The sequence below is a fragment of the Lactobacillus sp. HBUAS51381 genome (genome assembly GCF_012641095.1).
GTDB lineage: Bacteria > Bacillota > Bacilli > Lactobacillales > Lactobacillaceae > Levilactobacillus.
In genome coordinates this window covers 26,803-47,931 of sequence record NZ_JAAVSC010000021.1, presented here as the reverse complement: position 1 = coordinate 47,931, position 21,129 = coordinate 26,803, and the positions used below count along the sequence as shown (strand labels likewise).

Here is a 21,129-nt window from a genome sequence, read left to right as displayed (position 1 = left end):
AATCTCTGGCAGCCGCAGGTGGTCGTTGACGACTAATTTAATGGCGATAAGCCTTATCAGCTGGGGACTGGAGCATGTTCGTGACCTTTCAACCTTTAGGACTTAACCCAAACCAAACGAAAAGCCATGTCGACAAACCCGGCATGGCTTTACTTGTCTAAATGTTTGGCTGCCGGCACGACGACCACGTCGGTGTCCACAATCCCAAATTTCAACCGCATCGTGGCCTCAATCTCTTCACCCAAGCGGTAGCTGTCCTGAACCTCCATGTGGGGATCGACGGCAATCACCAGTTCCAACGTGACCACGTTGCCGTTGTAATGGGCTTTGAGTTCCAACACCCGATCGACGGCCGGAAAGGCTTCGGTGGCCTGCCGGAATTCATCTTCAACCTGTGGATCAAAGTAATCGGCGAGGTTAAGGCTACTCTCGCGAAAGATCTTAATCCCGGCGGACAGAATGAAAATCCCGACTAAGATACTGGCGACACCATCCAACCAACTCAGCTTGAAGAGTAGCGCGCCACCAATGGCGACCATGGTCCCCAGACTGGTGACGGCATCGCTCAGACTATCCTGGGCGGCGGCCGTCAACGCGGCGTTCTGTAGCTTACGACCGGCCCGGCGATTCAGCCACCAGACACCCAACATGATTACGGTCGCAATCGCCGCACCGACTAACGTAATGGGCTGAGGAACCTCTTGGGTTTCCGTGTGCATCAGGCTCTTAATCCCGGAATAAATGACGCTGGCGGCAATCGCAATCATCACAATTCCCGTAATCAGCGTGAACACGGTCTCGTAGTGAAACCGTGTCAATTGTAGCCGCTGGCCGCTGTTTTCCAGGTCTTCCGGAAGCGGCTGGCCCATCAGATCATCGTCGTGAATGTCACGCGCGATGTAGATTCCCACCATTAGCAGGACGGACGAGATAATCCCCGACAGATTGTTAAACGCATCCGCACGTAACGTCTGCGAATGGCCGATGATGGCCAGATAAAATTCAATGATCGAAATGGCCAGATAGGCCCCTACGTTTAGGATCAGATGCCGTTGCGCTCCCTTTAGCTTGGTTAACTCGGTCTGCTGCCGGGCCCGCCACTGTGCCTGCTCATCACGGCGATGCGCATTCATATCCTTCATACTGATTCCTTCTCACGTTACAAGATACTTTCATTATAACCACTTTTAGGAAAGAAAATGGCGAAATCCGTCTCGCCGATTCCTAACCCACCCAGTGGCCAACCCAACCGACGTGTTGACTAGTCAACTTGTTAGACTTTTCATTAGTCGAAAAAAGTGAGTGAACTGGCGCTTTTCAGTTTTATTTTGCTTCGTGAAATTGCAGCACATCAGTATTTCAAGTCGGTTTTATCGTGGGTAGCGCGTCAAATAATGCGGAACCGGTTGCAAACTGTAATCAACTAAGTTATAATTACTTTGTGAAATTGGTACTAAGTATTTTCAAAACTTCTGAAAGAGGGAAAATTGAATTATGGCTGAACGTAGTTATGACTTTTTGATGCCCAGTGTCAACTTTTTTGGCCCTGGCGTAATTAGCAAGATTGGTGAACGTGCAAAGATGTTGGGGATGAAGAAGCCCGTCATCGTTACTGGTAAGATTCTCGAAAGCATGGAGAACGGTGCCGTTCAACAAACCATTGCTTCCCTTGAAGCCGCTGGCGTGGACTACGTCGTTTACGACAACGTTGAACCCAACCCTAAGATTCGTAATATTAAGGAAGTTAAGAAACTCTACCAAGAAGCCGAAGCCGACTCCATCATCACGATTGGTGGGGGCTCCGCTCACGATACCGGTAAGGGTGCTGGCGATATCTTGACGAACGGTGACGACATCACCAAGTTGGCCGGGATCGAAACGCTTGACCACGCCTTACCACCACTGATTGCCGTCAACACGACCGCCGGGACGGGTTCCGAATTGACCCGCCACGCCGTTATTACCAACGAAGAGACCCATTTGAAGTTCGTCGTTGTTTCATGGCGGAACATTCCGTTGGTTTCCTTCAACGACCCAACCTTAATGCTCGATATTCCGAAGAATTTGACGGCCGCAACCGGGATGGACGCCTTCGTCCAAGCCATCGAACCTTACGTGTCCGTTGACCACAACCCGATCACCGACTCACAATGTGTCGAAGCCATCAAGTTAATCGAAGGCTCCTTACGTGAAGCTGTTGCTAACGGTCACAACCTGGACGCTCGGACCAAGATGGTCGAAGCCGAAATGTTAGCCGGGATGGCCTTCAACAACGCCAACTTGGGTTACGTTCACGCCATGGCTCACCAACTCGGTGGCCAATACGACGCCCCACACGGTGTCTGCTGTGCATTGCTTCTGCCTTACGTGGAACAATACAATATCATCGCCTGCCCAGAACGTTTCGCCCAATTGGCTGAAATCATGGGTGAAGACACGACTGGATTATCCACGCGTGACGCTGCCGAATTGTCCATCAAGGCCATGAAGCAAATGTCACAAGACGTTGGAATTCCTGCTTCCATCAAGGAAATCGGTGCTAAGCCAGAAGACTTCGAACTGATGGCCGAAAACGCCTTGAAGGATGGGAACGCCTTCTCTAACCCACGCAAGGGAACTAAGGAAGATATCATCAAGATCTTCCAAGCTGCCTACGACGCTAAATAAGTTGATTCACAGTTACCGTTAAAGCCGCCACTTCAACGGTAACCTGCTTAAAACTGTTTCAGTTAACGACTCAAAAAGGTCACCTTGCGGGGTGGCCTTTTCTGTTCCATAATGGAGGCGTCATCTCACTTAAGAGGAGCTCAGGAGTTATGGAAAAATACTTAACCTTTGATTGTTACGGCACCCTGCTCAACGAGGATGGGACTTACGACGCGGTGGCCCAAGCGGCCAGCCAAATTGGCGTCGACCCAGAGCTGGCGCGCCAACGGTTCATGACCTATCAGGCCGACCGGAACAACATGCATCCTTACTTAGACTACGATCTACTGACCCGGAACAACCTGATTCACTTAGACTTTCAGTTTGGGTTGCGGCACCAATTTGAACGTTACTTTCCGGAAGTGCTGATTGCACACCGCAGTCTCAAACCCTTTCCAGAAGTCATTGCCACACTGAAGACCTTACAGCAGCGCGGCTACCACTTGATCATGATGTCAAATTCGAGTTGGGATATCATCCCCGCCAACGCCGCGGCGCTAGAGGTTCCCTTTGCTATCTGGACGGCCGAAGACGTGCACGCCTACAAACCGGACCATGCCTTCTTCAAGGCCGTTGAAAATCATTACGGCCTGACGTCGGAGAACCACTGGCACATTGCCGAAGGGTATCCGAGTGATATCGTGCCGGCCAACGCCCTCGGGTGGCCATCCATCTGGATCAACCGGATCGGTGCGACACCCACGGCCGCTGCTCGCCCAACTCACGAGGCCACTACGCTGGATCAAGTTCTGCGGTGGCTGAAATAGCCTCGGTATTTCGAGATGTTCTAAAAGGTTCCGATGACTTGACCTATGCGTTGCGTCATCGGAACCTTTCGTAATCATTCAGATCCCTGACGCATGCCTACGCCGGCGCCACCCGATACCGCAGCACCGTCTTCGCCTTCTCTGGGGCCGTGCGCCGAGCATCGGTCAGATAAATTTCACGGTGCCAGTAGTCGCCCATGGTGGGGATAATCTTCAAGTGTTTCTGATCCAGGGCGTCTTGCAACTGTGCAAAAGTCGTTGGCTCATCGTCAAAGGGCCCATGGTGAATGGTCTGGAGAACCTGGCCCTCCTCAAACGGCTCCCACTTAAGGTCCGCAAACCACGGGTTCTGTTTCTTCGCCATCACCCGTGCCAGACTCGCCTGAAAATCCGCTTCGGTTAAGCGATCCGGCTGCCGTAGCATAATCTTATAGTGTAAGGCCGCCTTATTGAGCGTCGCACCACGCGAGCCGTCATCCGTGGTCCACACACCCTCCAGCGGGTACACCGTGTATTCGTAAGGGGTCCCCAAGTCGCCGCGCTTCAAGGCCATCCGGAGATCATAGGCTACCGGATACAGTGCGCTCACCTGCTCGCCAAACTGCGGTTCATTGGGGTCGCCCGTTCCTTCCAGCGTGATGAAATTCAACCGAGGCAGGGTTAGAATCGTCGGTTGCTTGGGTAGATACCAAGCCTTTTCTGCTTTTCGCCATTCATGTTTCACGTGAAACAACCTCCTAATTTACACAAAAAGAGCGGGAGTAATGTCATCTCGCTCAATGTCTTCTTATTTTTCAACCAATGGCACTAACATCTCACCAATCACGCCATCGGCCGTCGTTCCCGTCATGTATGACGTGTTGGGGCCACCCACGTAAGCGTAATCGGTCAATTGCGGCAAAATTTCACCAAAGGCCGGGCCTTCCAGCGCGTTGTACAACCCCATCTGATCGGCCGCGGTACCTTTAATAACCAGATACTTGCCCGCTGGAAATTCAATTAACCGTTGACCGGCCGCCGCTTCCGTATCGGCCACCACTTCTCGGCCGGCGTAGTAGTGAAATTCACCATTGATGGCTTCGTTGACGGCAAAGGGATAGTCGTTTAGGCCCGTCAACTTGTCCAGTGCATGCTCGGCATTAATCTTTTGCCAGAAGTCCGTCTTCTGTTGCCCCATCTCGGGGAATCCCCCCGTTAACACCGTGCCAATCCCGAGAATCGTAAATGCTGCCTTTGTTTCAATCGTGTAATCTGCCATATTGTGGTGGCCTCCTTCAAATGATAGACTCAGTATACGCACTAATAGTTTCAAAAACTGACACTGTTAGGAGAAAAAACGATGAATAAAACCGATCGCATTAATACCATGATGCGCTACATCAACAATCGCCAATACTTCACGATTCGTGAGCTCACCACGCAGTTCCATGTTTCCCGCAGTACGGTCATCCGTGACCTCAATACCATTCAGGAATTGGGCATGCCGTTGACCGCCAGTGTGGGCCGCGACGGCGGTTACGCCGTCCTGCAGAATCAACTCCTCCCCGCCGTTCAATTCAACAGTGAGGAGCTCAAGGCCCTCTTTGTCAGCTTCTTGGCCACGCTGAATACCCAGTTGCCCTACCTGCAAAATCGCAATACCCTGACCGAAAAATTGGTCGCCATCGCCTCACAAACCCAACAGGACGACCTCTTGACGCTCCAGGAACTGTTGGTCTTTGACCACACTAATCCCCGTAACCCCAAGCTAACGGAGCTCGCCGATCACGCGCCGGCCCTGTTGAAACCCCTGCTCAATGCCTGTCTGACCACGCGACAACTGACCGTCGCCACCGCCGAACGGACTCTGACCATCTGGGTGCGCCACGTTTTCAGCCGTCAGAATAATTGGTACGTGGACGCCTGGGACCTGACGCACCACCAGTTTGTCCAGCTGGCTATCGCCCGATTGACCCGGGTCACGCCGATCGCTAAGGAACGGGCCCTCGATCCTCAAGCCATCACGCTGGCCATTAAACACGCCCAGCCGCAGCCCAACGTCCAGCTACGGTTAAACGCCGACGCCATCCAGCAGTTTCACCAGCATCCCCATCCCACGGCGGCCCTACAGTTCAGAGATGCCTTTCAACAGACGGCCGTGCTCGACTGTTTTCTCGAGCCGACCAACGCCCAGCAGCTGGCCGATTTTGGCCGGTGGTACCTATACTTAGGCGCCGGTGCTCGGATTATCCAAGCGCCAGCGCCCCTCATCGCGTATTTAAAAGAAAGTGCCCAGCGTCTACTCGCGGATCTACCGCAGTAGGTAACCGCCATCGACTGGAAGCATGACCCCGGTCACGTAGTCGGAGGCGTGGCTGGCCAAGAAGATCATCGGCCCCATCAAATCGGCCGGAACACCCCAATCACCACTCGGAATGTGGGCCGCAATTTCTGGTCCCCGAACGGGATCTTCCTGTAGGGCCTTGGTCATGTCGGTACTAATATAGCCAGGTGCTAAACCATTGACCTGAACATTATCCTTGGCCAAGGCATCGGCGTAAGCCCGCGTCAATCCTAAGACGGCGTGCTTGCTGGCGGTGTACGGGAAGATGTATTTCCCGGCCCGGTAGGACAGCATCGAGCCAATGTTGATAATCTTGCCGTGCTTCTGCTTGGTCAAGACCTTGGCCGCCGCGTGCGCCAGGTAATAGGTCGCGTTCAGGTTGATGTCAATGACCTTTTGCCAGTCCTCGTCCTTGTAGTCGAGCACGTCGTTTCTGATAATCACGCCGGCATTGTTGACCAAAATATCGAAGTGGTCAAATTCCTTCAATGTCGCCGCAATAATCTTGTCGGCCGCCCCCGGCGCGGTCACGTCCTGTTGCAGAAAGCCCACGTGCTGGCCGTTCTGTTCGACGACTTGCCGAATCTCATCCCAGCCATTTTGCGTCCGACTGACCACCATGACATCGGCCCCATACAGGGATAATGCGGTGGTATAGAACTTACCGAGCCCTCTGGCACCCCCGGTGACGATGGCCACTTGGCCCTTTAATGAAAAACTTTCACGATTAAAATCTGACATTGCTATCGCTCCTTAATAATGCGCTTTCATTTTCAATTTTAGCACCAATGCCGCTAAAGCAAAAAGGATTGATCAAGATGGGCCGCGCCCACGCGCAAGCCAGGACCCCGACTGAATTTTTCCCATTACAATAGCGCCCTCCAAGACCGGCTAGCGGTTTTGAAGGGCGCTATTTCATGGTTATCAGTTAGTCTTCTTCTGACGGCGCATCATTGCCAGATTGGTGTCGCAAGGCCATTTCGATTTCTTCCAACGACTTGCCCCGTGTTTCCGGAACCAGGTAGTGGACGAAGAACATGGACAGGACGGCAAAGACCGCGAAGACCGCGAATGGTCCGCCAACATTGTTGTGGAAGTAAGCCAGCATGACCAGGAAGAATTGGGAAACCAGGAAGTTTCCAATCCAGTTGGCCGCGGAACCGATGGACGATCCGATCCCCCGCACGCTGAGTGGAAAGATTTCGCCAATCGTGACCCAGGCAATCGGCCCCCAGGAAATGGCGAACCCGAAGATGTAGACCGCAATCAGAATCATGGTTGGCATGGCGGTCGTGTGAATATCCATGGTAAAGTTCATCACCGCTAAGATACCCAGTGAGACGGCCATGACGATTGACCCAAACATCAGGAACGTCTTTCGGTTGAATTTATCCATGATGACGGTGGCCAGAACGGTCACAACAAAGTTCACAATCCCAATGCCCACGGAGATCCAGATGGCACTGCCTTCAGCGAAGCCGAACCCTTTAATGAAGACCTGTGGCAGGAAGTAAATCACGGAGTTAATCCCGACTAATTGTTGAAGCAGCATAATCCCAACCGCCACAACCACCGCTGGACGAGCCACCGTGAAGAGTTCCTTCAGGCCCCCCTTAGGCTGATTGGCCACGACCTTGATCTCGTCCAATTCTTTTTCGGGATCATCATCTGTATTTTGTCGCAACATCTTCAAGACGCTCAGGGCTTGCTCATTATGCCCTTTTTCAGCCAAGAACCGTGGTGATTCAGGGAGTAACAGTCCCCCAATTAACAGTAAGGCTGCCGGGATCAGGGCCGACCCCAACATCCACCGCCAGTCACGAACGCCCAACAGGTTATGATTCAAGAACCCCAGGTTGGACACGTAAGCCAATAGAATCCCCAACGTAATCATCAGTTGAAACAGCGTCCCGAGTGACCCCCGTCGTTCTGCGGGTGCCAATTCGGCCAAGTACGCCGGCGTCAAGGCTGACGCTGACCCCACGGCCAGTCCTAAGATGATCCGGGCAACGACCATGGACCAGAAGCCGATGGCCACCATGGACAGCGAAGACCCAATCAAGAAGAGAATGGCGGCCAAAATCAGCAAGCGTTTCCGCCCATACCGATCGGCCAGCGGGCCCACGCCCAGTGCCCCGACGGACGACCCAATTAAAACGGATGACGTAATAAACCCGGTCTGTGCAATATTCAGGCTAAAGTTGCTTTCAATTAATGGCGAAGCGCCCGAAATAATCCCCGTATCAAAACCAAATAATAATCCCCCGAGTGCACCAAAAGTAAAAATAAAAAAGGTACTTAAATGTCGATTCATAAGCCCGTTCACCCTCCGATATTTAATAATAAGAGCACTTGTATAATCGATTTAATGTAACCGCTTTCCTTGACCAGTGTACACGTCCCGTTAACGATACGCAATTGTCTAGACCGCAAAATTTTACGACCCATAACTTTTGCTATTTCGACCCATCAAAATAGTCGCGCCAAGCCCTACTAATGCCGGGTTTGGCGCGACTATCGCTAGTGTTATTGGATTGAAAGTTAATTGACCCTAGCTAGGGGTTAGATCAGTTGCAAACGCCAGCCCATAAAACCAAACGATTTCTCTAAATCACTCGTCAAATTGTACTAGTCCTAATCGCCACTCGTATCGCTCTTTGACGCACCTTGATTACCAGTGACGAGAAAACCTTTCATGTAGTTCTTACGGTAATTTGTCGGTGTCACGCCAACCTTCTTCTTAAACAAGCGCAAGAAATACTTTTCATCGTTAAAGTAGGCCCGATCCGCGATTACCTTTAGCGGCAAATTGGATTCTAACAATAAGCGTTTAGCAATGTTAATTTTCAAAAAAATAATATAGTTCTCCACCGTAAAACCAGTTTCTGACTTCAATAATTGACTGAGATAGCGGTAATTGAGATCAAAATGTGTCGCGACATCCTTAACCCCAAGTGAATAATCCAAATTGGCTCGAATCCAATCCTTAATTAAGCGAGCCTTTGGATTCTCTTTGACTAAACGGTGTAAAGAATTAATGAAGTCATTGGAGATTTGCAGTGCTAGCTTGGTCACACTATAAGACATGATGGCATCGGTATAGTTGATTTCTTGGGAGATCGCCAAAACTTCGTTCGCACTCGCCAGGATGTTGTCAAAGTTATCAATCGTATACTCTGCCGGCAATATCGCGTAATTAATAATCCGGCTTAGGCGTTCTCGATCATCCAGGGCGGCCAGCAAGTCGGCCTGAGCAAGAGTTTCAACATGATCTTTCGGATAAAAGTGAAACCAATAATACTCAACATCGGTCTCTGACTTTTGATAACCAACGACCGTCGCTTCACTGGGAACTAATATAAACTTCCCCCGCGTTAACGCATGTTCTATGCCATTCACACTAAGATAGGCAACGCCCTTTACACCAATAATTAACTCATAATTATCACTAAGGGTTGTGGCTTGATGACTCCATCCCCGCTTCGCTGTGTACCGCCCAGCGACAAAGTAATGGAAAGGTCGATCGCTATTCAAAATAGTAATTGGTTCATTCGTACTCATCTGATATTTGTCCACCTTTAATTTATCTTATTGAGAAATAGTCCACTTTTATGTCATTTTATCTGAATATCATCCACCATTTTTGTGGATACAATTTAAAATAGTCCACCTTTTCTATCATTATATCAGTTTCGGCCGGCTGGTGAAAGCGCGTACAATATAACTGTCTTCTCGAGTAGACCAGAAAATTTGAGGTGAACTTCAACATGAAAAAGAAAGCAAAACAGTTTCTTAGTAATTATGAGATGTTCAACTACGCTAGTTTAAATTTTGCTCAGGTTCTTATTTACTTTTTGATTAGTAGTTATCTCCTTTACTTTTACACCGATGTCGCCAAGATTCCCGTGACCGTTGCCGGAGTCATTCTTTTAATTGCCCGGGGATTCGATGCGATTGATGCGCCAATTTGGGGTGCTTTGATTGATATCACCCATTCTAAGTACGGTCGATCCCGACCTTACTTCCTATGGGTTGCTTTTCCCTTTGCCATTTCGTCCGTTCTAATGTTCTGGAATCCGAGCTTACCTTACAAGCAAAAGATTATCTGGTGTGCTGTGACCTATATCCTTTCCGGAATTCTCTACACTGGAATCAATACGCCACTGACTTCTATCTTACCCTCATTGTCCCGAGTCCCTGAAGAACGACTCAAGGCCAACTCGTGGCGTTTGGTCGGTTCTCAATTGGGCGGGTTTCTGATTAATGCTGCCTGCTTACCCGTTGTCGCTTTTCTAGGCAAGGGTAACGACACACTGGGTTTTAGATTCTTAATTATCGCAGTTGCCATTATTTTCTTAATCATCACACTGCATGCCTTTACAGTTGTCAAAGAACGGGTACCAGTATCCGTTGAAAAAGTTCCCATTAACAAGAGTATCAAGGCTATCAAAGGGAATTGGCCGTGGGTCATCATCGTTCTTAGTAACTTATTCTACTGGATGGCTTACACGAACCGTAATTCCACGTTGGTTTATTACTTTACTTACAACTTTAATAACAAGGGGCTTGTTTCCCTCTTCAATTCGTTAGCTTCCCTACAGCTTTTTATGATTCTTCTAATTCCCTGGTTGAATAAGAAGTTTTCCAAGACGCAGATTTGGTCAGCGGGCTTTATCATTGCGATCCTCGGTCAATTAATCGTATTGGCCGCTGGACACAATGTTGGTATTGCCCTTTTCGGTTGGATCTTCGGTAACATGGGGTCCGGAGTTGCCGTAACCATGCCATTCTCCATGCTCAGTCAAGCCGTGGACTTCGGTGAATGGAAGACCGGGATTCATTCTTCGGGGATTCTAACCGCGTTAGGGAGTTCTTTCTGTATCAAGATGGGCAGTGGCCTTGCCGGCTTCATTCCATCCATGATTCTCGCCCACTTTGGCTACGTGGCCAATCACGTCCAAACGGCACGTTCCCTATTTGGTATCAAATTAAGTTTCATCTGGGTTTCTATCCTACTCTTCGCTTGTGCCCTGATTCCGGTCCCATTTTATGGTAAATACGAGCGAATGGAAGATAAAATCGCTGCTGACTTAAAGCAACGGCATTTACAGACTAAGGAGACTGATTAATTTATGGCAATTATTAAAGAACAAAATCACCAGCTCTATTGGACACATGCGGCCGAACAAATCTTAGTTGAACCCTGGGGCGCTAATAGCCTACGCGTTCGGGTAACCAAGAAAGCCGACTTTGCGAAAGATCAAAACTGGGCATTAACACAGCCCATTAGCGGTCAAGATAAGGCTGTGGTCACCATCACTGACGACACCGGGGCAATTCAAAACGGTCATTTAACCGCCAACATTAACAAATTTGGTTGGTTAACCTTTACCGATCAAAATGGGAAAACGTTACTAGAAGAACGCTGGCAAGTTAAGCCTGGTGGACACAAAACCAGTCCATTAGGTATTCCCGGCCGTGAACTCAAACCAATCATCGGTGGCGATTACGCTGCAACCATGCGGTTTGAAGCTGTGGACGGTGAAAAAATTTTCGGTATGGGGCAACGTCAAGAAAAGCAACTGAACTTCAAAGGCTGCATCCTTGAATTGGCCCAACGTAACACCCAGGCCAATGTTCCCTTTGTCATTTCCAACTTAGGCTACGGCTTCCTGTGGAATAACCCAGCTATTGGGCAAGTGACCTTCGCCAACAACGAAACTAAATGGGAAGCACAGGATACTGACCAAATTGACTTTTGGGTGACCACGGGTGATTCGCCAGCCGCTATCGAGGAATCTTATACTAGTGTGACGGGTCATGTTCCCATGCTACCAGAATTTGCCAGTGGCTTTTGGCAATCAAAACTCCGTTACCGCAGTCAAGCAGAACTATTACGAGTTGCACATGAATACAAGGATCGTGGGCTACCGATCAGCGTTATCGTTATTGATTTCTTCCACTGGACCCAGCAAGGTGAATGGAAGTTCGATCCCGAGAAATGGCCAGACCCGAAAGCCATGGTCGATGAGCTCAATGATATGGGTATCAAACTGATGGTTTCCATTTGGCCCACGGTTGACATCAACAGTGAAAACTACGATGAAATGGATGACAAGGGCTATCTGGTTCGTTCAGAACGCATGTACAATGACTCTTATCACTTCATGGGAAATGAAACGTTCTTTGATGCCACGCATCCCGGTGCCCGCCATTTTATTTGGCAAAAAGCCAAGCAACATTATTACGACAAAGGTATTCACCTCTTCTGGCTGGATGAAGCCGAGCCAGAATACGGGTTTATGTACGATTTCGACCACTTCCGCTACCACATCGGACCAGCACTTAAGGTCAGCAACATCTATCCTTTAGACTATGCGAAGGCCTTTTATGAAGGGCAAAAGGCCGAGGGGCAAACAGATATTGTTAACCTCGTTCGATGTGTCTGGGCTGGTAGTCAACGTTTCGGGACCCTGTTGTGGTCTGGCGATGTCCACTCAACTTTCGAGTCTCTACAGAAGCAAGTCGTCGCTGGCCTCAATGCTGGCTTATCCGGCATCTCCTGGTGGACCACCGATATTGGTGGCTTCACGGGTGGCAACGTCAAAGATCCTAAGTTCCATGAACTCCTAGCACGCTGGTTCCAGTTTGGAACCTTCTGCCCCGTTATGCGGATTCATGGATTCCGCGAACCCGCTGAACAGACCATCGAACACGCTGACCGTATGTTTGGCCAACCCTTTGGCTCCGGTGCCTTCAATGAACTTTACAAGTATCCTAAAGACACCTACCAAATTTTACGGAAGTACCTCTTCATGCGCGAAGCCTTGCGCCCTTACATCATGATCCAGATGAAGTTGGCCCATGAAAAGGGAACGCCTGTGATGCGGCCACTATTCTACGACTTTAATCACGATGACACTGCTTGGAATATTTCTGATGAGTACATGTTTGGTCCAGACATTCTAGTCGCCCCAATCTTACATGCCGGTGAAAACCAGCGCCAGATTTATTTGCCTGCGGGTGAACAATGGATTGATATTAACACGCAAAAAGTTTATGACGGTGGCCAAACGATCACCGTTGACACGCCGGTTGCAACCATCCCCGTCTTCACTCGCGCCAGTCATCCGGTTAAAGAAATTCTGAACTTTACGGAACCAAAATTAACTGAATAATCGCTCAACCTAAAAGACGTCCTATCAATATTTCGATAGGACGCCTTTTGCCGCTAACCCTCTGGTTAATTAACTAGCACAACGTGTAAATTTGTATTTTCTAGTAGATAAACAATTGGTTCAGGACAAGAGGATGTCTCTTATCGTTGATGATGTCTACAAGGTCTGCCACTATGCCGTACCCTAGTTGTTGAAGCATAGCACAATAGTATGTTCGTGATGGGTCTCATAAATGTTATTTTGAAAGTGCGATAATAAAAATAGCAATACTATATAACGACGTTTATGCTTTACACTGTTTACTACATTGCTGATATATGATATTCTTCTTTTGAGAGCTAAAAATGAATTTCATTCATGATTCTCAATTGCATTCTAATAATATTGGAGATGACTAGTTGGCAAATGGAGGTTCACCAGAAACTCAATTAAAACTAATTTTTCGGGAATTTTTAGGAGCTCGCAGTGTCAGCCAATTCTCCGATACGAATGGAGAAGTTTATGTCCATTTAAGAGTGTCTGATGTAGAAGGTCTATGTCTTTGCTTTAATTTACTAGGTCAACATGGCGCTAAATTTGGCACGACAGACATACTTGATGCAAGAGGCAAAATAAGTCAGATTCGACTACATGTTAGTTTAAATCAAAGTGAAGATCTGAAAAACTGGCTAACAGGTGAAGTACAATGAAAATTCTACTATTTTTCTTTAGGATGATTTTGCAGGATGAAACTTTAGTTCAAACAGACGCAAAGTTATCCTTTATCAATGTGGTGTTTCCGGCCACTGAGCTAACAAAACTAAGTTCCATGTTAACAATGCTTGGTACTAACCAGACAGTATTTGCTTTAAGGGCTGATAACAATACGATCTTTCTAAGCGTGAAATCATCTGAAAATCCCGATATTGATAGTAAAATGGCGCCAGTATTTGAATAAAATATGAGACCATACAAAAACGTCACCGTAAATAAGATATGGTGACGTTTTTTGTATAATAGTCACTTTGTCCCCTACGCCACCGCCATCCGTCCATCCATAATCGCGTAGGTCTGGTCCGCATACGCCCGTAGCCGTAGGTCATGGGTCACGACCACAATCGCCTTGTTGTGGGCCTTAGCCAAATCATGAAGCAACTGCCCCACGACCTTGACGCGTTCACTGTCCAGGGCCGCCGTGGGTTCGTCGGCTAGGATAATATCTGGATTCTGGTAGAGCGCCCGGGCAATGGCCACCCGCTGTGTCTGACCTCCCGAGAGTTCGGCCGGATACTGATCGACCAGCTGGCTAATGCCGAGGTGATCGAGGAGTCGGCGCAACTCGTCAGCGCTGAGGTTTCCCTGTGGCTTGACCCGGTCGACCAGCGCGAACTGATCGGCCACCGTTAGATAGGGCACGAGGTTGTACGCCTGTAAGATAAACCCAACTCGATTGAGTCGCAAGGCATCTCGTTCCTTGCCCGACAAGTGGTTTAGATCGCGCCCTTGAACCACCACATCCCCCGCGGTCGGTGTCTGAATACCGCCGGCAATCGTCAAGAAGGTACTCTTCCCGGACCCGGATGGCCCAATGACCAGACTGACCTCACCGGCGGCCGCGGTAAAATTCACGTCCGTCAACACCGTTACTTCATTACTGGCGTGGCCGAACGTTTTCGTCACGTGTTTCACTTCCAAAACTGCCATTCGCTAACCTCCTATCACGCTGACTGGATCAACGTTTAAAATCACTTTGACCGGAATCAGGGCACCCACGACGCCGGTCAGTAAAATACCGCCCGTCACGCCCGCCAACAACGGCAGGTTAAAACTCATGGGAACCCCCGCCGGCAACGCCAACACGGTTCCCAACGTCAGGACCGCGCCCAGTGCCAGACCGCAGACGACCAGTAGCAGTGCTTGGCTGATGGTCGTGGTCACCAGGACACGGGCGGGAATCCCTTGAGCCCGCAAAACGGCGTAGTTCGGCAACTTTTGCATGGTTAAAATGTACAGGAACACGGCAATCACCACCATAGCGATGATCATCAGAAAACCAATCATGAAGGTAAAGGTCGTATTCTGCGCCGAATAACCGGGTAATTTGTTGATAAATTGTGGGATGGTCAGGGTACTCAGCCCGGCCACCTGCGGCTTGAAATCGGTACGATCGGTCACGATACCACTGGCCTGAAAGTCCGTGGTCACGTGACTAAGCGTCCGCCACGTTCCCAGCGTCCCATAGATCACCGGCGCCACACTCAACTTTGCATTGTGGGTGAATCCCACGATCCGATACGTGGTCGCCGTCGAATTTAACGTGACCCGATCACCTAGTCGATAGCCATTCGTCTTGAAGCTATCATCGACCATGATCTGGTGGGCGTTCAGGGGTTTATGCCCACTGGTCGTCTTGACGCGGCGGTAAATAAACTGGCCCCGATTGATCCCTAAGAACTGGGCAGACAATTTAGCCTGACCCTTGGCCTTGGCCACCACACCAGCCTGACCAATGTCGGCTTCGTGGGACGTTAACGTCACGCGATCAGCCGTTGATTTGGCGATTAACGACTGGGACAGACTGTTGTTGGCGTCCGCATTTAAGACTATCTTGCTGGCCTGCCACGATGAGATGGCCTGCGTGTTCTGCTGGGCCAGTCCATAAGCCAGGCCGCTGAGCACAAAGACCAGGTAGCTGACCAGCACGATCATGCCCACGATTAACCCGTAACGTAATTTTTCGTGGCGAATTTCTTTTAAAGCGAGAAACATGCTCAGGCCTCCTTGGGTTGCAACAGATTCAGCGTCGTTCTGAGCCGCTCACGCACCACGGCTTCGTGGGTTGGCTGTAAAAGGATTTCCTTGATGGCCGCGTGGCTCAACACCATCGCCGCCCAGGCAATCGCGGGAAGGGTCGCTGGGACCGGCGCCGCGGGCAACAGGCTCTCGTTCTCCGCGTAGTGTCGCCGAATGAAGGCGTAGTATTGGCTGTCGTTGACCTGATCGACGAAGGCCACCACGCCCTGATAAATTCGCTCGGCGTCAAAGGTCTGGTGGTCATCCCCACCGGCATCGCGGTGAATCTCACGTAACGCCAGCCGATAGAGATATTGATACGCATCGGTCAGATCGGTAAAGTACTTGTAGAAGGCGCCGCGGGCAATATCGGCGGCCGTGACAATCCGCGCCACCTGGGCATCGGCCAGCCCATGGTCGGAAAATTCCGTCAAAAGAGCGGCGGTGATGCGCGCTTTTTTAGCGGTTGGTAAATGGTCAAACGTCGTTGAAGGCAATGGAAAAACTCCTCTCTTGGTAAAGTGACATCGTGTCACTTGAAAACAGGTTACCATGTGGGTGACACCGTGTCAACTTTAAGTCTGAATTGCGACTAACCGCTGGACGCTTAGGCTATACTCACGCTGTTTTGTAAAACATTGCCTCACCGAGTATGAAGCGCTTACATTGTGGCGTTTGTCACTACCCAATTCCACTACTTTGTGGTCTGTAATTTCAGTCGTTCACGCATCATTTTTATTGGTACTGATGGTAGAATGAACCTGTAAATACATAAAATATATAAGGGGTGCTTTTTATGCCGACATTTATTCGCCAGTTATCAGCCATCGGCCTAGCCATAATCCTGGTTGGTGGCCTTTCTCCGACTATCGCCCATGCCGACACCATCAACTCGCCAAGTGCTAAGACTGCAGAAAACGAGAAAGCCTACCAGATTAGTGGCGTCGAGGGGCCTTACACCACTTACGTCGATGAATCAGGCACCACTAACGTCCCCTGGTATTCTGATGAACCGAGTCAGATTTTCGATAGCGAAACCCTTTCGAATGATAATTTTGTTATTAACATGGTGGATAAATATTCCTTTGATCCACCTAATAGCAATCGTATGCTTCAAAATATGGTTGATTTTGCGAAAGAGCCCCTCACCCTAACTCCTGGTGAAACATTAGGCGACTACATGACGCAACAGATCAATGCTTCATTAAATCAGCAACGCCAATTTTCAACTGAGCAATTCACCACTATCCTGACGGCGACGACTTACAGTTATGCCTGGTACCTACACGTTGGTTCATCTAATCTTGCTAACGGTATGTCTATTAGTGATATCCAAGAGGACTATTTGGGGACTCCCCGAGATAAAATCAAATCGTCCGTAGATAGCCTATCTGCAGGTGAGACACCATCTTTTGCTGATGAACTGGACACCCTCAGTCAAAATGATCCAGATGAATTCCTTAAACAAATTTTTAAAAAAATTGAAGTGGCATTGCCCTTTTTCCAGCATTCCCAACTATCAGAGGACCCACAGGAACTTTATGTACAATTAGCTAAGATCAATCCTGGCGCAACCGCCGCCACAACCGCTAAACTACTTCAAACGCCCATGATTGACTTCTTGGAACCACAGAGTGACGGCACCTATCACGTTAATGGCGCCCTCGCGGCAACTGCACGTGCAACAATTATCATTAATCCCGTTTTCAAAGCCGATCAACCCGACGTCACCCCTACACCTACACCAACGCCCAGTCAGCCAATCACCATCCACTACGTTGACGAACAGGGCCAGCAATTGAAACCGGATAAGCTGCTCACCGGTGCTTGGGGTGAGAATTACCAGGCTAAACCGCTCACCATTGCTGGATACACCCTCGTTAAGACCACGGGTGACGAGACGGGCACGTTTAGCGAAAACGCACGCAGTATCACTTATACCTACGCGAAAAGTACGGCTGATGTGGCCACACCTAGCATCATTGCGGCGACCCGCAAAGTTGGGTTGTATCAGTCCCCTGACTTTAGCCAAAAAACGCGACAATCCTGGTATGCGAAACGTTCGCAGAGCAATCGTCCCCTCTTCAAAGTCACCGGTAGCACAACCTCCAAGGCGGGCACCTTGCGTTATCACGTCAAAGACATCAATGCTCAGAGTCAAACCGTTGGGCATACCGGCTACATCACGGCCAATACCAAATATGTGACCCAAGCCTACTATGCCAAGCGCCCACAACGGCTCACCGTCATCAATCCCCAGGGACTCAACGCTTATACCCAGAAGAATCTGACTGGTAAACGTGCCCACTATCGCCAGGGCCAAGTCCTTCAGGTCAAGCAGGTCGTGAAACACAACGCGACGACCCGGTTTATGTTGAAGAATGGCACTTACGTCTCCGGCAATAAGCACCTCGTCTTCGCTGGCAAGCAGGTCATGCCTAAACGCGTCCAGGCCAAGACGGCGCTGAACCGCTATACCACGCCTAATCTGACCAAACGTAACCACCACTACGCCAAGAAAGCTCACGCCACCTTTAAAGTTCTCGGTTGGGACTATGCCAACGCCAACGACTTTAGCAAGCGTGACCCCCTGCGTTACCGGGTCGCTGGTGGCTATATCACCGCTAATCAGCAGTTTGTCCGCACGTTAAAATAATCCGATCATCAAAAAATGCAGCTTACCCGCCCAGGTAAGCTGCATTTCGTTTGTCCCATAGATTACGCTTCCACACTCAACTTCTTCGGCTCCCCAATCACCCAGTGACCGAGCAACGCAACCACCAGAAAGGCCGCCGCTACGCCACAGACACCGAGCCAACCGGCGTGGGTCCACGCCCAGGTTGCGGCCAAGGTACCAATCGAGCCGCCGAGAAAATAACTAAACATGAAGACCGAATTATTTCGACTACTTAGCTTGCGGTTCAACGACTGCACGATGGCTTGGTTGGAGACCTGACTGAACTGAGTGCCCAGATCCAGTAAGATAATGCCCAAGATCAGACCAACCATCCAGTGGCCGCCGAACCAGAAGATGACGAAGGCAACCCCGGAAAGCGCCATCGACAAGGTAATCGTGAGGCGGGGCGACCGTTGATCGACCAGGTTACCAATCATCGGCGCCGCCAGTACACCGGCAATCCCCAGTAAACCGAGTAAGCCAGCAACGTTACTGCCGAGATGATAGGTTGCGGCCAGGTAAAAGGCCAGCGTTGACCACAGCACGTTGGACATGCCGAACAGGCAGAAGCCATTAATCGCTGACCCGCGTAACGCGCGCTGGCTCGTGAATAATTTAGGCAACATGCCAATCACCGACCAGTAGCGCAAATCCTGATGCCCCCGTGCATCTTGCGGCAATCGATAATGGACAATAACCAAGAAAATCAGGTCGATTCCCGCAGCAACGAGGTAGATATCCTGCCAAGGCATGATACTCCCCAGCAGGCCACTAAACGACCGCGACAGTAGAATCCCCGTCAACAGTCCACTGAGCACGATGCCCAGTACACGTCCCCGCTGTAGTGCCGGCGCGAGATACCCCGCATAAGGAATAATAATCTGGGGGGCGACCGACGTAATGCCGACCAGAGCCGTGGCGACCGCAAAGATACCGGCATTGGGCGCCCAAAAGGCTAAGAGTAACGAAAAGATCGAAAGCACCATCATAAATTGAATAAGCTGATAGCGATCGAAGATGTCTCCCAACGGAACAATCAACAATAGGCCAAACGCATAGCCCAGTTGGGTCACCATGGCTAGCGTCCCCACCGTTGCCTTGGAAATATCAAAGTCTGCGGCAATCAGGTTCTCAATGGGTTGAATAAAATTCAAATTGGCCACAATAACCCCGGTGACCACCGCCATGAGTAGGATTGTCCGCTTAGACAGTGTTGCTTCTTGTGTCTTCACTTAAAAAACCTCCTCATAGTAGTTTAGGCTAATTTCATGAAAAATAAAACCACATATGTAAGAACTGAAAGACTGAAAAATTAGTTTTCACCACCTGAAATGCCCCAACGTATTTATTAATTTCGCACATAAAACCGACTTCTCCCCAAAAGCCATTTCTCACGTTTTTCGCCGCACTCACAGTGCCAACCTCAACATCAATTTGACTCGTCGACTATCGTCATCGCGCGTGACCCTCCGAATTTCGCTTATTTCCGCTTGCTCATTTACTAATTTATGTGCAATTCCTTCTATTAGTATTATTAAACCAGAGCTATTCATCAATCACCGGGTCCTTTTCGCGACACCAAGTAAGCGCTCTTTTCATTTATTTTCAAAATATGTCTTACGAAATGAAACAAAACATGCTATGCTAACGACTCGTGGGAAATACAAACGAGGAGCAACACAATGCCTAAAAACTTTAAAGAAGAACTCTTATTTACTGCCGTCATGGCGGGCCTCATGGTCCTGGTCATGGCTGGCTACAACATCGCCTTAGCTGACGGTTTCTCTCACCACTTCATTCGCGAGGTGTTGACGGGCTACCCATTAGCGCTGCTGGTCGCCGCCATTTGTGATCTGGGCATCATCGGCCCCAGCGTCAAGGCCATCTTCTTCAAATTCATTCTAAATGATTACATGAAGAAAAAACAAATTCGAATCGCCCTGACCATCTCCTGCATGATGGTGGCCGGGATGGTCACCCTGATGTCGCTATTTGGCATGATCGTGACCCAGAACTTTGGGGACAACGTCTTCTTGACGTACCTGCACACCTGGATCTTTAACCTATTCATGGCCCTGCCACTCCAATTGATCGTGGTGGGTCCCATCGCCCGGGCCATCCTGGGCTTCGTCCAAAAGAAGACGACCCCCGCTGCCGAACATTTAGAACCCGAATCACTCGAAGATTAATCAAACTGAACGTCGCCGCTACCACTTAGTAGCCGCGGCGTTTTTTCACAGCCCCACGCCTGTGGAACCACGAACGCCTGCCCCGAGATATTTAGGGACAGGCGTTCGTTTTTGCTTGCTTAAGGTTAGCTCACGCAAGGCCCCGCGGAGACATCCACCCGGTCACGACTTGTGCGCTTCGCGATCCGCCTGAATCATCTGCCGCACCCACCGCTGGGAGTAATCATACTTCCGCGTGAGCGCCGCCATGTTATGGCCGTCATACTCCGTGACAATCTGTTGGGCCACCTTATCACGGTTGTAGAGCCGCATGGGAAATGAGATCTGTTGGCCCCGGTAGAGGTCATAAAGCCTCAGCAGCAAGTCTTCTCCCACCACTTCGTATAGTTGTGCATAGGACTCTTGCAATAAATCCACGTGTACTGTCATCAAATACCGTCTCCTTTTTGGCTAGATCTGCCGCCATTAGCGTAGCAAACGCGCACTGCCGGGGGAAATGACTTTGGCCACGCCCGTC

At 49.8% G+C, this 21,129-nt stretch carries 20 protein-coding genes; 9 read left to right on the top strand and 11 right to left on the bottom strand.

What is annotated here, in order from left to right; translation table 11 throughout:
* Window positions 1-149 precede the first annotated feature (149 nt).
* A complete protein-coding gene (locus tag HEQ50_RS08365; protein ID WP_168900065.1) occupies window positions 150-1,142 on the bottom strand; it encodes a cation diffusion facilitator family transporter in 993 nt (330 codons plus the stop codon).
* 352 nt (window positions 1,143-1,494) lie between these two features.
* Between HEQ50_RS08365 and HEQ50_RS08360 the strand changes: the two genes are divergently transcribed.
* Together HEQ50_RS08360 and HEQ50_RS08355 are read left to right on the top strand one after the other, a co-directional pair.
* On the top strand, window positions 1,495-2,667 hold the full coding sequence (locus tag HEQ50_RS08360) for an iron-containing alcohol dehydrogenase (protein WP_168900064.1): 1,173 nt from the start codon (window positions 1,495-1,497) through the stop codon (window positions 2,665-2,667).
* 149 nt (window positions 2,668-2,816) lie between these two features.
* Window positions 2,817-3,473: an HAD family hydrolase gene (locus HEQ50_RS08355; protein ID WP_168900063.1), complete on the top strand. Its 657-nt coding sequence runs from the start codon at window positions 2,817-2,819 to the stop codon at window positions 3,471-3,473.
* Between the two features lie 97 nt (window positions 3,474-3,570).
* Here HEQ50_RS08355 and HEQ50_RS08350 read toward each other — a convergent pair whose 3' ends face one another.
* Both HEQ50_RS08350 and HEQ50_RS08345 read right to left on the bottom strand, forming a co-directional pair.
* The gene (locus HEQ50_RS08350; protein WP_168900062.1) at window positions 3,571-4,197 is read right to left on the bottom strand and encodes a GyrI-like domain-containing protein; all 627 of its coding nucleotides are present in this window, start codon (window positions 4,195-4,197) and stop codon (window positions 3,571-3,573) included.
* Window positions 4,198-4,260: 63 nt separating this feature from the next.
* Complete coding sequence (locus HEQ50_RS08345; RefSeq protein ID WP_168900061.1) at window positions 4,261-4,731, bottom strand: effector binding domain-containing protein; 471 nt, start codon at window positions 4,729-4,731, stop codon at window positions 4,261-4,263.
* A gap of 81 nt (window positions 4,732-4,812) precedes the next feature.
* On the opposite strand from HEQ50_RS08345, the gene HEQ50_RS08340 reads away from it, so the two are divergent.
* Window positions 4,813-5,775, top strand: a complete 963-nt coding sequence (locus HEQ50_RS08340; protein WP_168900060.1) for a YafY family protein — start codon at window positions 4,813-4,815, stop codon at window positions 5,773-5,775.
* On the opposite strand, the gene HEQ50_RS08335 is transcribed toward HEQ50_RS08340, so the two are convergent.
* The 3 genes from HEQ50_RS08335 to HEQ50_RS08325 all read right to left on the bottom strand — a co-directional run bounded on the left by HEQ50_RS08335 (window position 5,764) and on the right by HEQ50_RS08325 (window position 9,357).
* Window positions 5,764-6,537 carry an SDR family oxidoreductase gene (locus HEQ50_RS08335; RefSeq protein ID WP_168900059.1) on the bottom strand — a complete coding sequence of 258 codons (774 nt, stop codon included), beginning with the start codon at window positions 6,535-6,537 and terminating at the stop codon, window positions 5,764-5,766. The genes HEQ50_RS08340 and HEQ50_RS08335 overlap by 12 nt on opposite strands.
* A 187-nt stretch (window positions 6,538-6,724) precedes the next feature.
* The gene (locus HEQ50_RS08330) at window positions 6,725-8,110 is read right to left on the bottom strand and encodes a sugar porter family MFS transporter (protein WP_168900058.1); all 1,386 of its coding nucleotides are present in this window, start codon (window positions 8,108-8,110) and stop codon (window positions 6,725-6,727) included.
* A 320-nt stretch (window positions 8,111-8,430) separates the two neighbouring features.
* Entirely contained in the window at window positions 8,431-9,357 is a 927-nt protein-coding gene (locus tag HEQ50_RS08325) for an AraC family transcriptional regulator (RefSeq protein WP_168900057.1), read from the bottom strand.
* Between the two features lie 206 nt (window positions 9,358-9,563).
* Between HEQ50_RS08325 and HEQ50_RS08320 the strand changes: the two genes are divergently transcribed.
* From HEQ50_RS08320 to HEQ50_RS08305, 4 genes are all read left to right on the top strand, one after another.
* Complete coding sequence (locus HEQ50_RS08320) at window positions 9,564-10,925, top strand: MFS transporter (RefSeq protein WP_168900056.1); 1,362 nt, start codon at window positions 9,564-9,566, stop codon at window positions 10,923-10,925.
* Between the two features lie 3 nt (window positions 10,926-10,928).
* Window positions 10,929-12,974: a glycoside hydrolase family 31 protein gene (locus HEQ50_RS08315; protein ID WP_168900055.1), complete on the top strand. Its 2,046-nt coding sequence runs from the start codon at window positions 10,929-10,931 to the stop codon at window positions 12,972-12,974.
* A gap of 398 nt (window positions 12,975-13,372) precedes the next feature.
* The gene (locus tag HEQ50_RS08310; RefSeq protein WP_168900054.1) at window positions 13,373-13,663 is read left to right on the top strand and encodes a hypothetical protein; all 291 of its coding nucleotides are present in this window, start codon (window positions 13,373-13,375) and stop codon (window positions 13,661-13,663) included.
* Window positions 13,660-13,911 (top strand): hypothetical protein, encoded by a 252-nt coding sequence (locus HEQ50_RS08305; protein ID WP_168900053.1) that lies wholly within the window; start codon window positions 13,660-13,662, stop codon window positions 13,909-13,911. The genes HEQ50_RS08310 and HEQ50_RS08305 overlap by 4 nt, the downstream gene beginning before the upstream one ends.
* A gap of 74 nt (window positions 13,912-13,985) precedes the next feature.
* On the opposite strand, the gene HEQ50_RS08300 is transcribed toward HEQ50_RS08305, so the two are convergent.
* Genes HEQ50_RS08300 through HEQ50_RS08290 form a run of 3 tightly spaced genes read right to left on the bottom strand, consistent with a single transcriptional unit; the run spans window position 13,986 to window position 16,243 of the window.
* Window positions 13,986-14,657: an ABC transporter ATP-binding protein gene (locus HEQ50_RS08300; RefSeq protein WP_168900052.1), complete on the bottom strand. Its 672-nt coding sequence runs from the start codon at window positions 14,655-14,657 to the stop codon at window positions 13,986-13,988.
* A gap of 3 nt (window positions 14,658-14,660) precedes the next feature.
* Window positions 14,661-15,722, bottom strand: a complete 1,062-nt coding sequence (locus HEQ50_RS08295; protein WP_168900051.1) for an ABC transporter permease — start codon at window positions 15,720-15,722, stop codon at window positions 14,661-14,663.
* A 2-nt stretch (window positions 15,723-15,724) separates the two neighbouring features.
* On the bottom strand, window positions 15,725-16,243 hold the full coding sequence (locus tag HEQ50_RS08290) for a TetR/AcrR family transcriptional regulator (protein ID WP_168900050.1): 519 nt from the start codon (window positions 16,241-16,243) through the stop codon (window positions 15,725-15,727).
* Between the two features lie 299 nt (window positions 16,244-16,542).
* Here HEQ50_RS08290 and HEQ50_RS08285 point away from each other — a divergent pair, with 299 nt between their 5' ends.
* Window positions 16,543-18,402, top strand: a complete 1,860-nt coding sequence (locus tag HEQ50_RS08285; RefSeq protein ID WP_168900049.1) for a DUF5776 domain-containing protein — start codon at window positions 16,543-16,545, stop codon at window positions 18,400-18,402.
* A gap of 62 nt (window positions 18,403-18,464) precedes the next feature.
* Here HEQ50_RS08285 and HEQ50_RS08280 read toward each other — a convergent pair whose 3' ends face one another.
* The gene (locus HEQ50_RS08280; RefSeq protein WP_168900066.1) at window positions 18,465-19,610 is read right to left on the bottom strand and encodes an MFS transporter; all 1,146 of its coding nucleotides are present in this window, start codon (window positions 19,608-19,610) and stop codon (window positions 18,465-18,467) included.
* A 495-nt stretch (window positions 19,611-20,105) separates the two neighbouring features.
* Between HEQ50_RS08280 and HEQ50_RS08275 the strand changes: the two genes are divergently transcribed.
* Window positions 20,106-20,612, top strand: a complete 507-nt coding sequence (locus HEQ50_RS08275) for a DUF2798 domain-containing protein (RefSeq protein ID WP_168900048.1) — start codon at window positions 20,106-20,108, stop codon at window positions 20,610-20,612.
* 162 nt (window positions 20,613-20,774) lie between these two features.
* On the opposite strand, the gene HEQ50_RS08270 is transcribed toward HEQ50_RS08275, so the two are convergent.
* On the bottom strand, window positions 20,775-21,041 hold the full coding sequence (locus HEQ50_RS08270; protein ID WP_168900047.1) for a Mor transcription activator family protein: 267 nt from the start codon (window positions 21,039-21,041) through the stop codon (window positions 20,775-20,777).
* Window positions 21,042-21,129 lie beyond the last annotated feature (88 nt).

Excerpts from the sequence above, each read along its gene's own strand:
- HEQ50_RS08325 (WP_168900057.1), bottom strand. The coding sequence starts at position 9,357 with ATGAGTACGAATGAACCAATTACTATTTTGAATAGCGATCGACCTTTC.
- HEQ50_RS08330 (WP_168900058.1), bottom strand. The coding sequence starts at position 8,110 with ATGAATCGACATTTAAGTACCTTTTTTATTTTTACTTTTGGTGCACTC.
- HEQ50_RS08285 (WP_168900049.1), top strand. The coding sequence starts at position 16,543 with ATGCCGACATTTATTCGCCAGTTATCAGCCATCGGCCTAGCCATAATC.
- HEQ50_RS08335 (WP_168900059.1), bottom strand. The coding sequence starts at position 6,537 with ATGTCAGATTTTAATCGTGAAAGTTTTTCATTAAAGGGCCAAGTGGCC.
- HEQ50_RS08275 (WP_168900048.1), top strand. The coding sequence starts at position 20,106 with ATGCCTAAAAACTTTAAAGAAGAACTCTTATTTACTGCCGTCATGGCG.
- HEQ50_RS08300 (WP_168900052.1), bottom strand. The coding sequence starts at position 14,657 with ATGGCAGTTTTGGAAGTGAAACACGTGACGAAAACGTTCGGCCACGCC.
- HEQ50_RS08305 (WP_168900053.1), top strand. The coding sequence starts at position 13,660 with ATGAAAATTCTACTATTTTTCTTTAGGATGATTTTGCAGGATGAAACT.
- HEQ50_RS08355 (WP_168900063.1), top strand. The coding sequence starts at position 2,817 with ATGGAAAAATACTTAACCTTTGATTGTTACGGCACCCTGCTCAACGAG.
- HEQ50_RS08270 (WP_168900047.1), bottom strand. The coding sequence starts at position 21,041 with ATGACAGTACACGTGGATTTATTGCAAGAGTCCTATGCACAACTATAC.
- HEQ50_RS08345 (WP_168900061.1), bottom strand. The coding sequence starts at position 4,731 with ATGGCAGATTACACGATTGAAACAAAGGCAGCATTTACGATTCTCGGG.
- HEQ50_RS08360 (WP_168900064.1), top strand. The coding sequence starts at position 1,495 with ATGGCTGAACGTAGTTATGACTTTTTGATGCCCAGTGTCAACTTTTTT.
- HEQ50_RS08315 (WP_168900055.1), top strand. The coding sequence starts at position 10,929 with ATGGCAATTATTAAAGAACAAAATCACCAGCTCTATTGGACACATGCG.
- HEQ50_RS08280 (WP_168900066.1), bottom strand. The coding sequence starts at position 19,610 with ATGGCGGTGGTCACCGGGGTTATTGTGGCCAATTTGAATTTTATTCAA.
- HEQ50_RS08340 (WP_168900060.1), top strand. The coding sequence starts at position 4,813 with ATGAATAAAACCGATCGCATTAATACCATGATGCGCTACATCAACAAT.
- HEQ50_RS08365 (WP_168900065.1), bottom strand. The coding sequence starts at position 1,142 with ATGAAGGATATGAATGCGCATCGCCGTGATGAGCAGGCACAGTGGCGG.
- HEQ50_RS08295 (WP_168900051.1), bottom strand. The coding sequence starts at position 15,722 with ATGTTTCTCGCTTTAAAAGAAATTCGCCACGAAAAATTACGTTACGGG.
- HEQ50_RS08320 (WP_168900056.1), top strand. The coding sequence starts at position 9,564 with ATGAAAAAGAAAGCAAAACAGTTTCTTAGTAATTATGAGATGTTCAAC.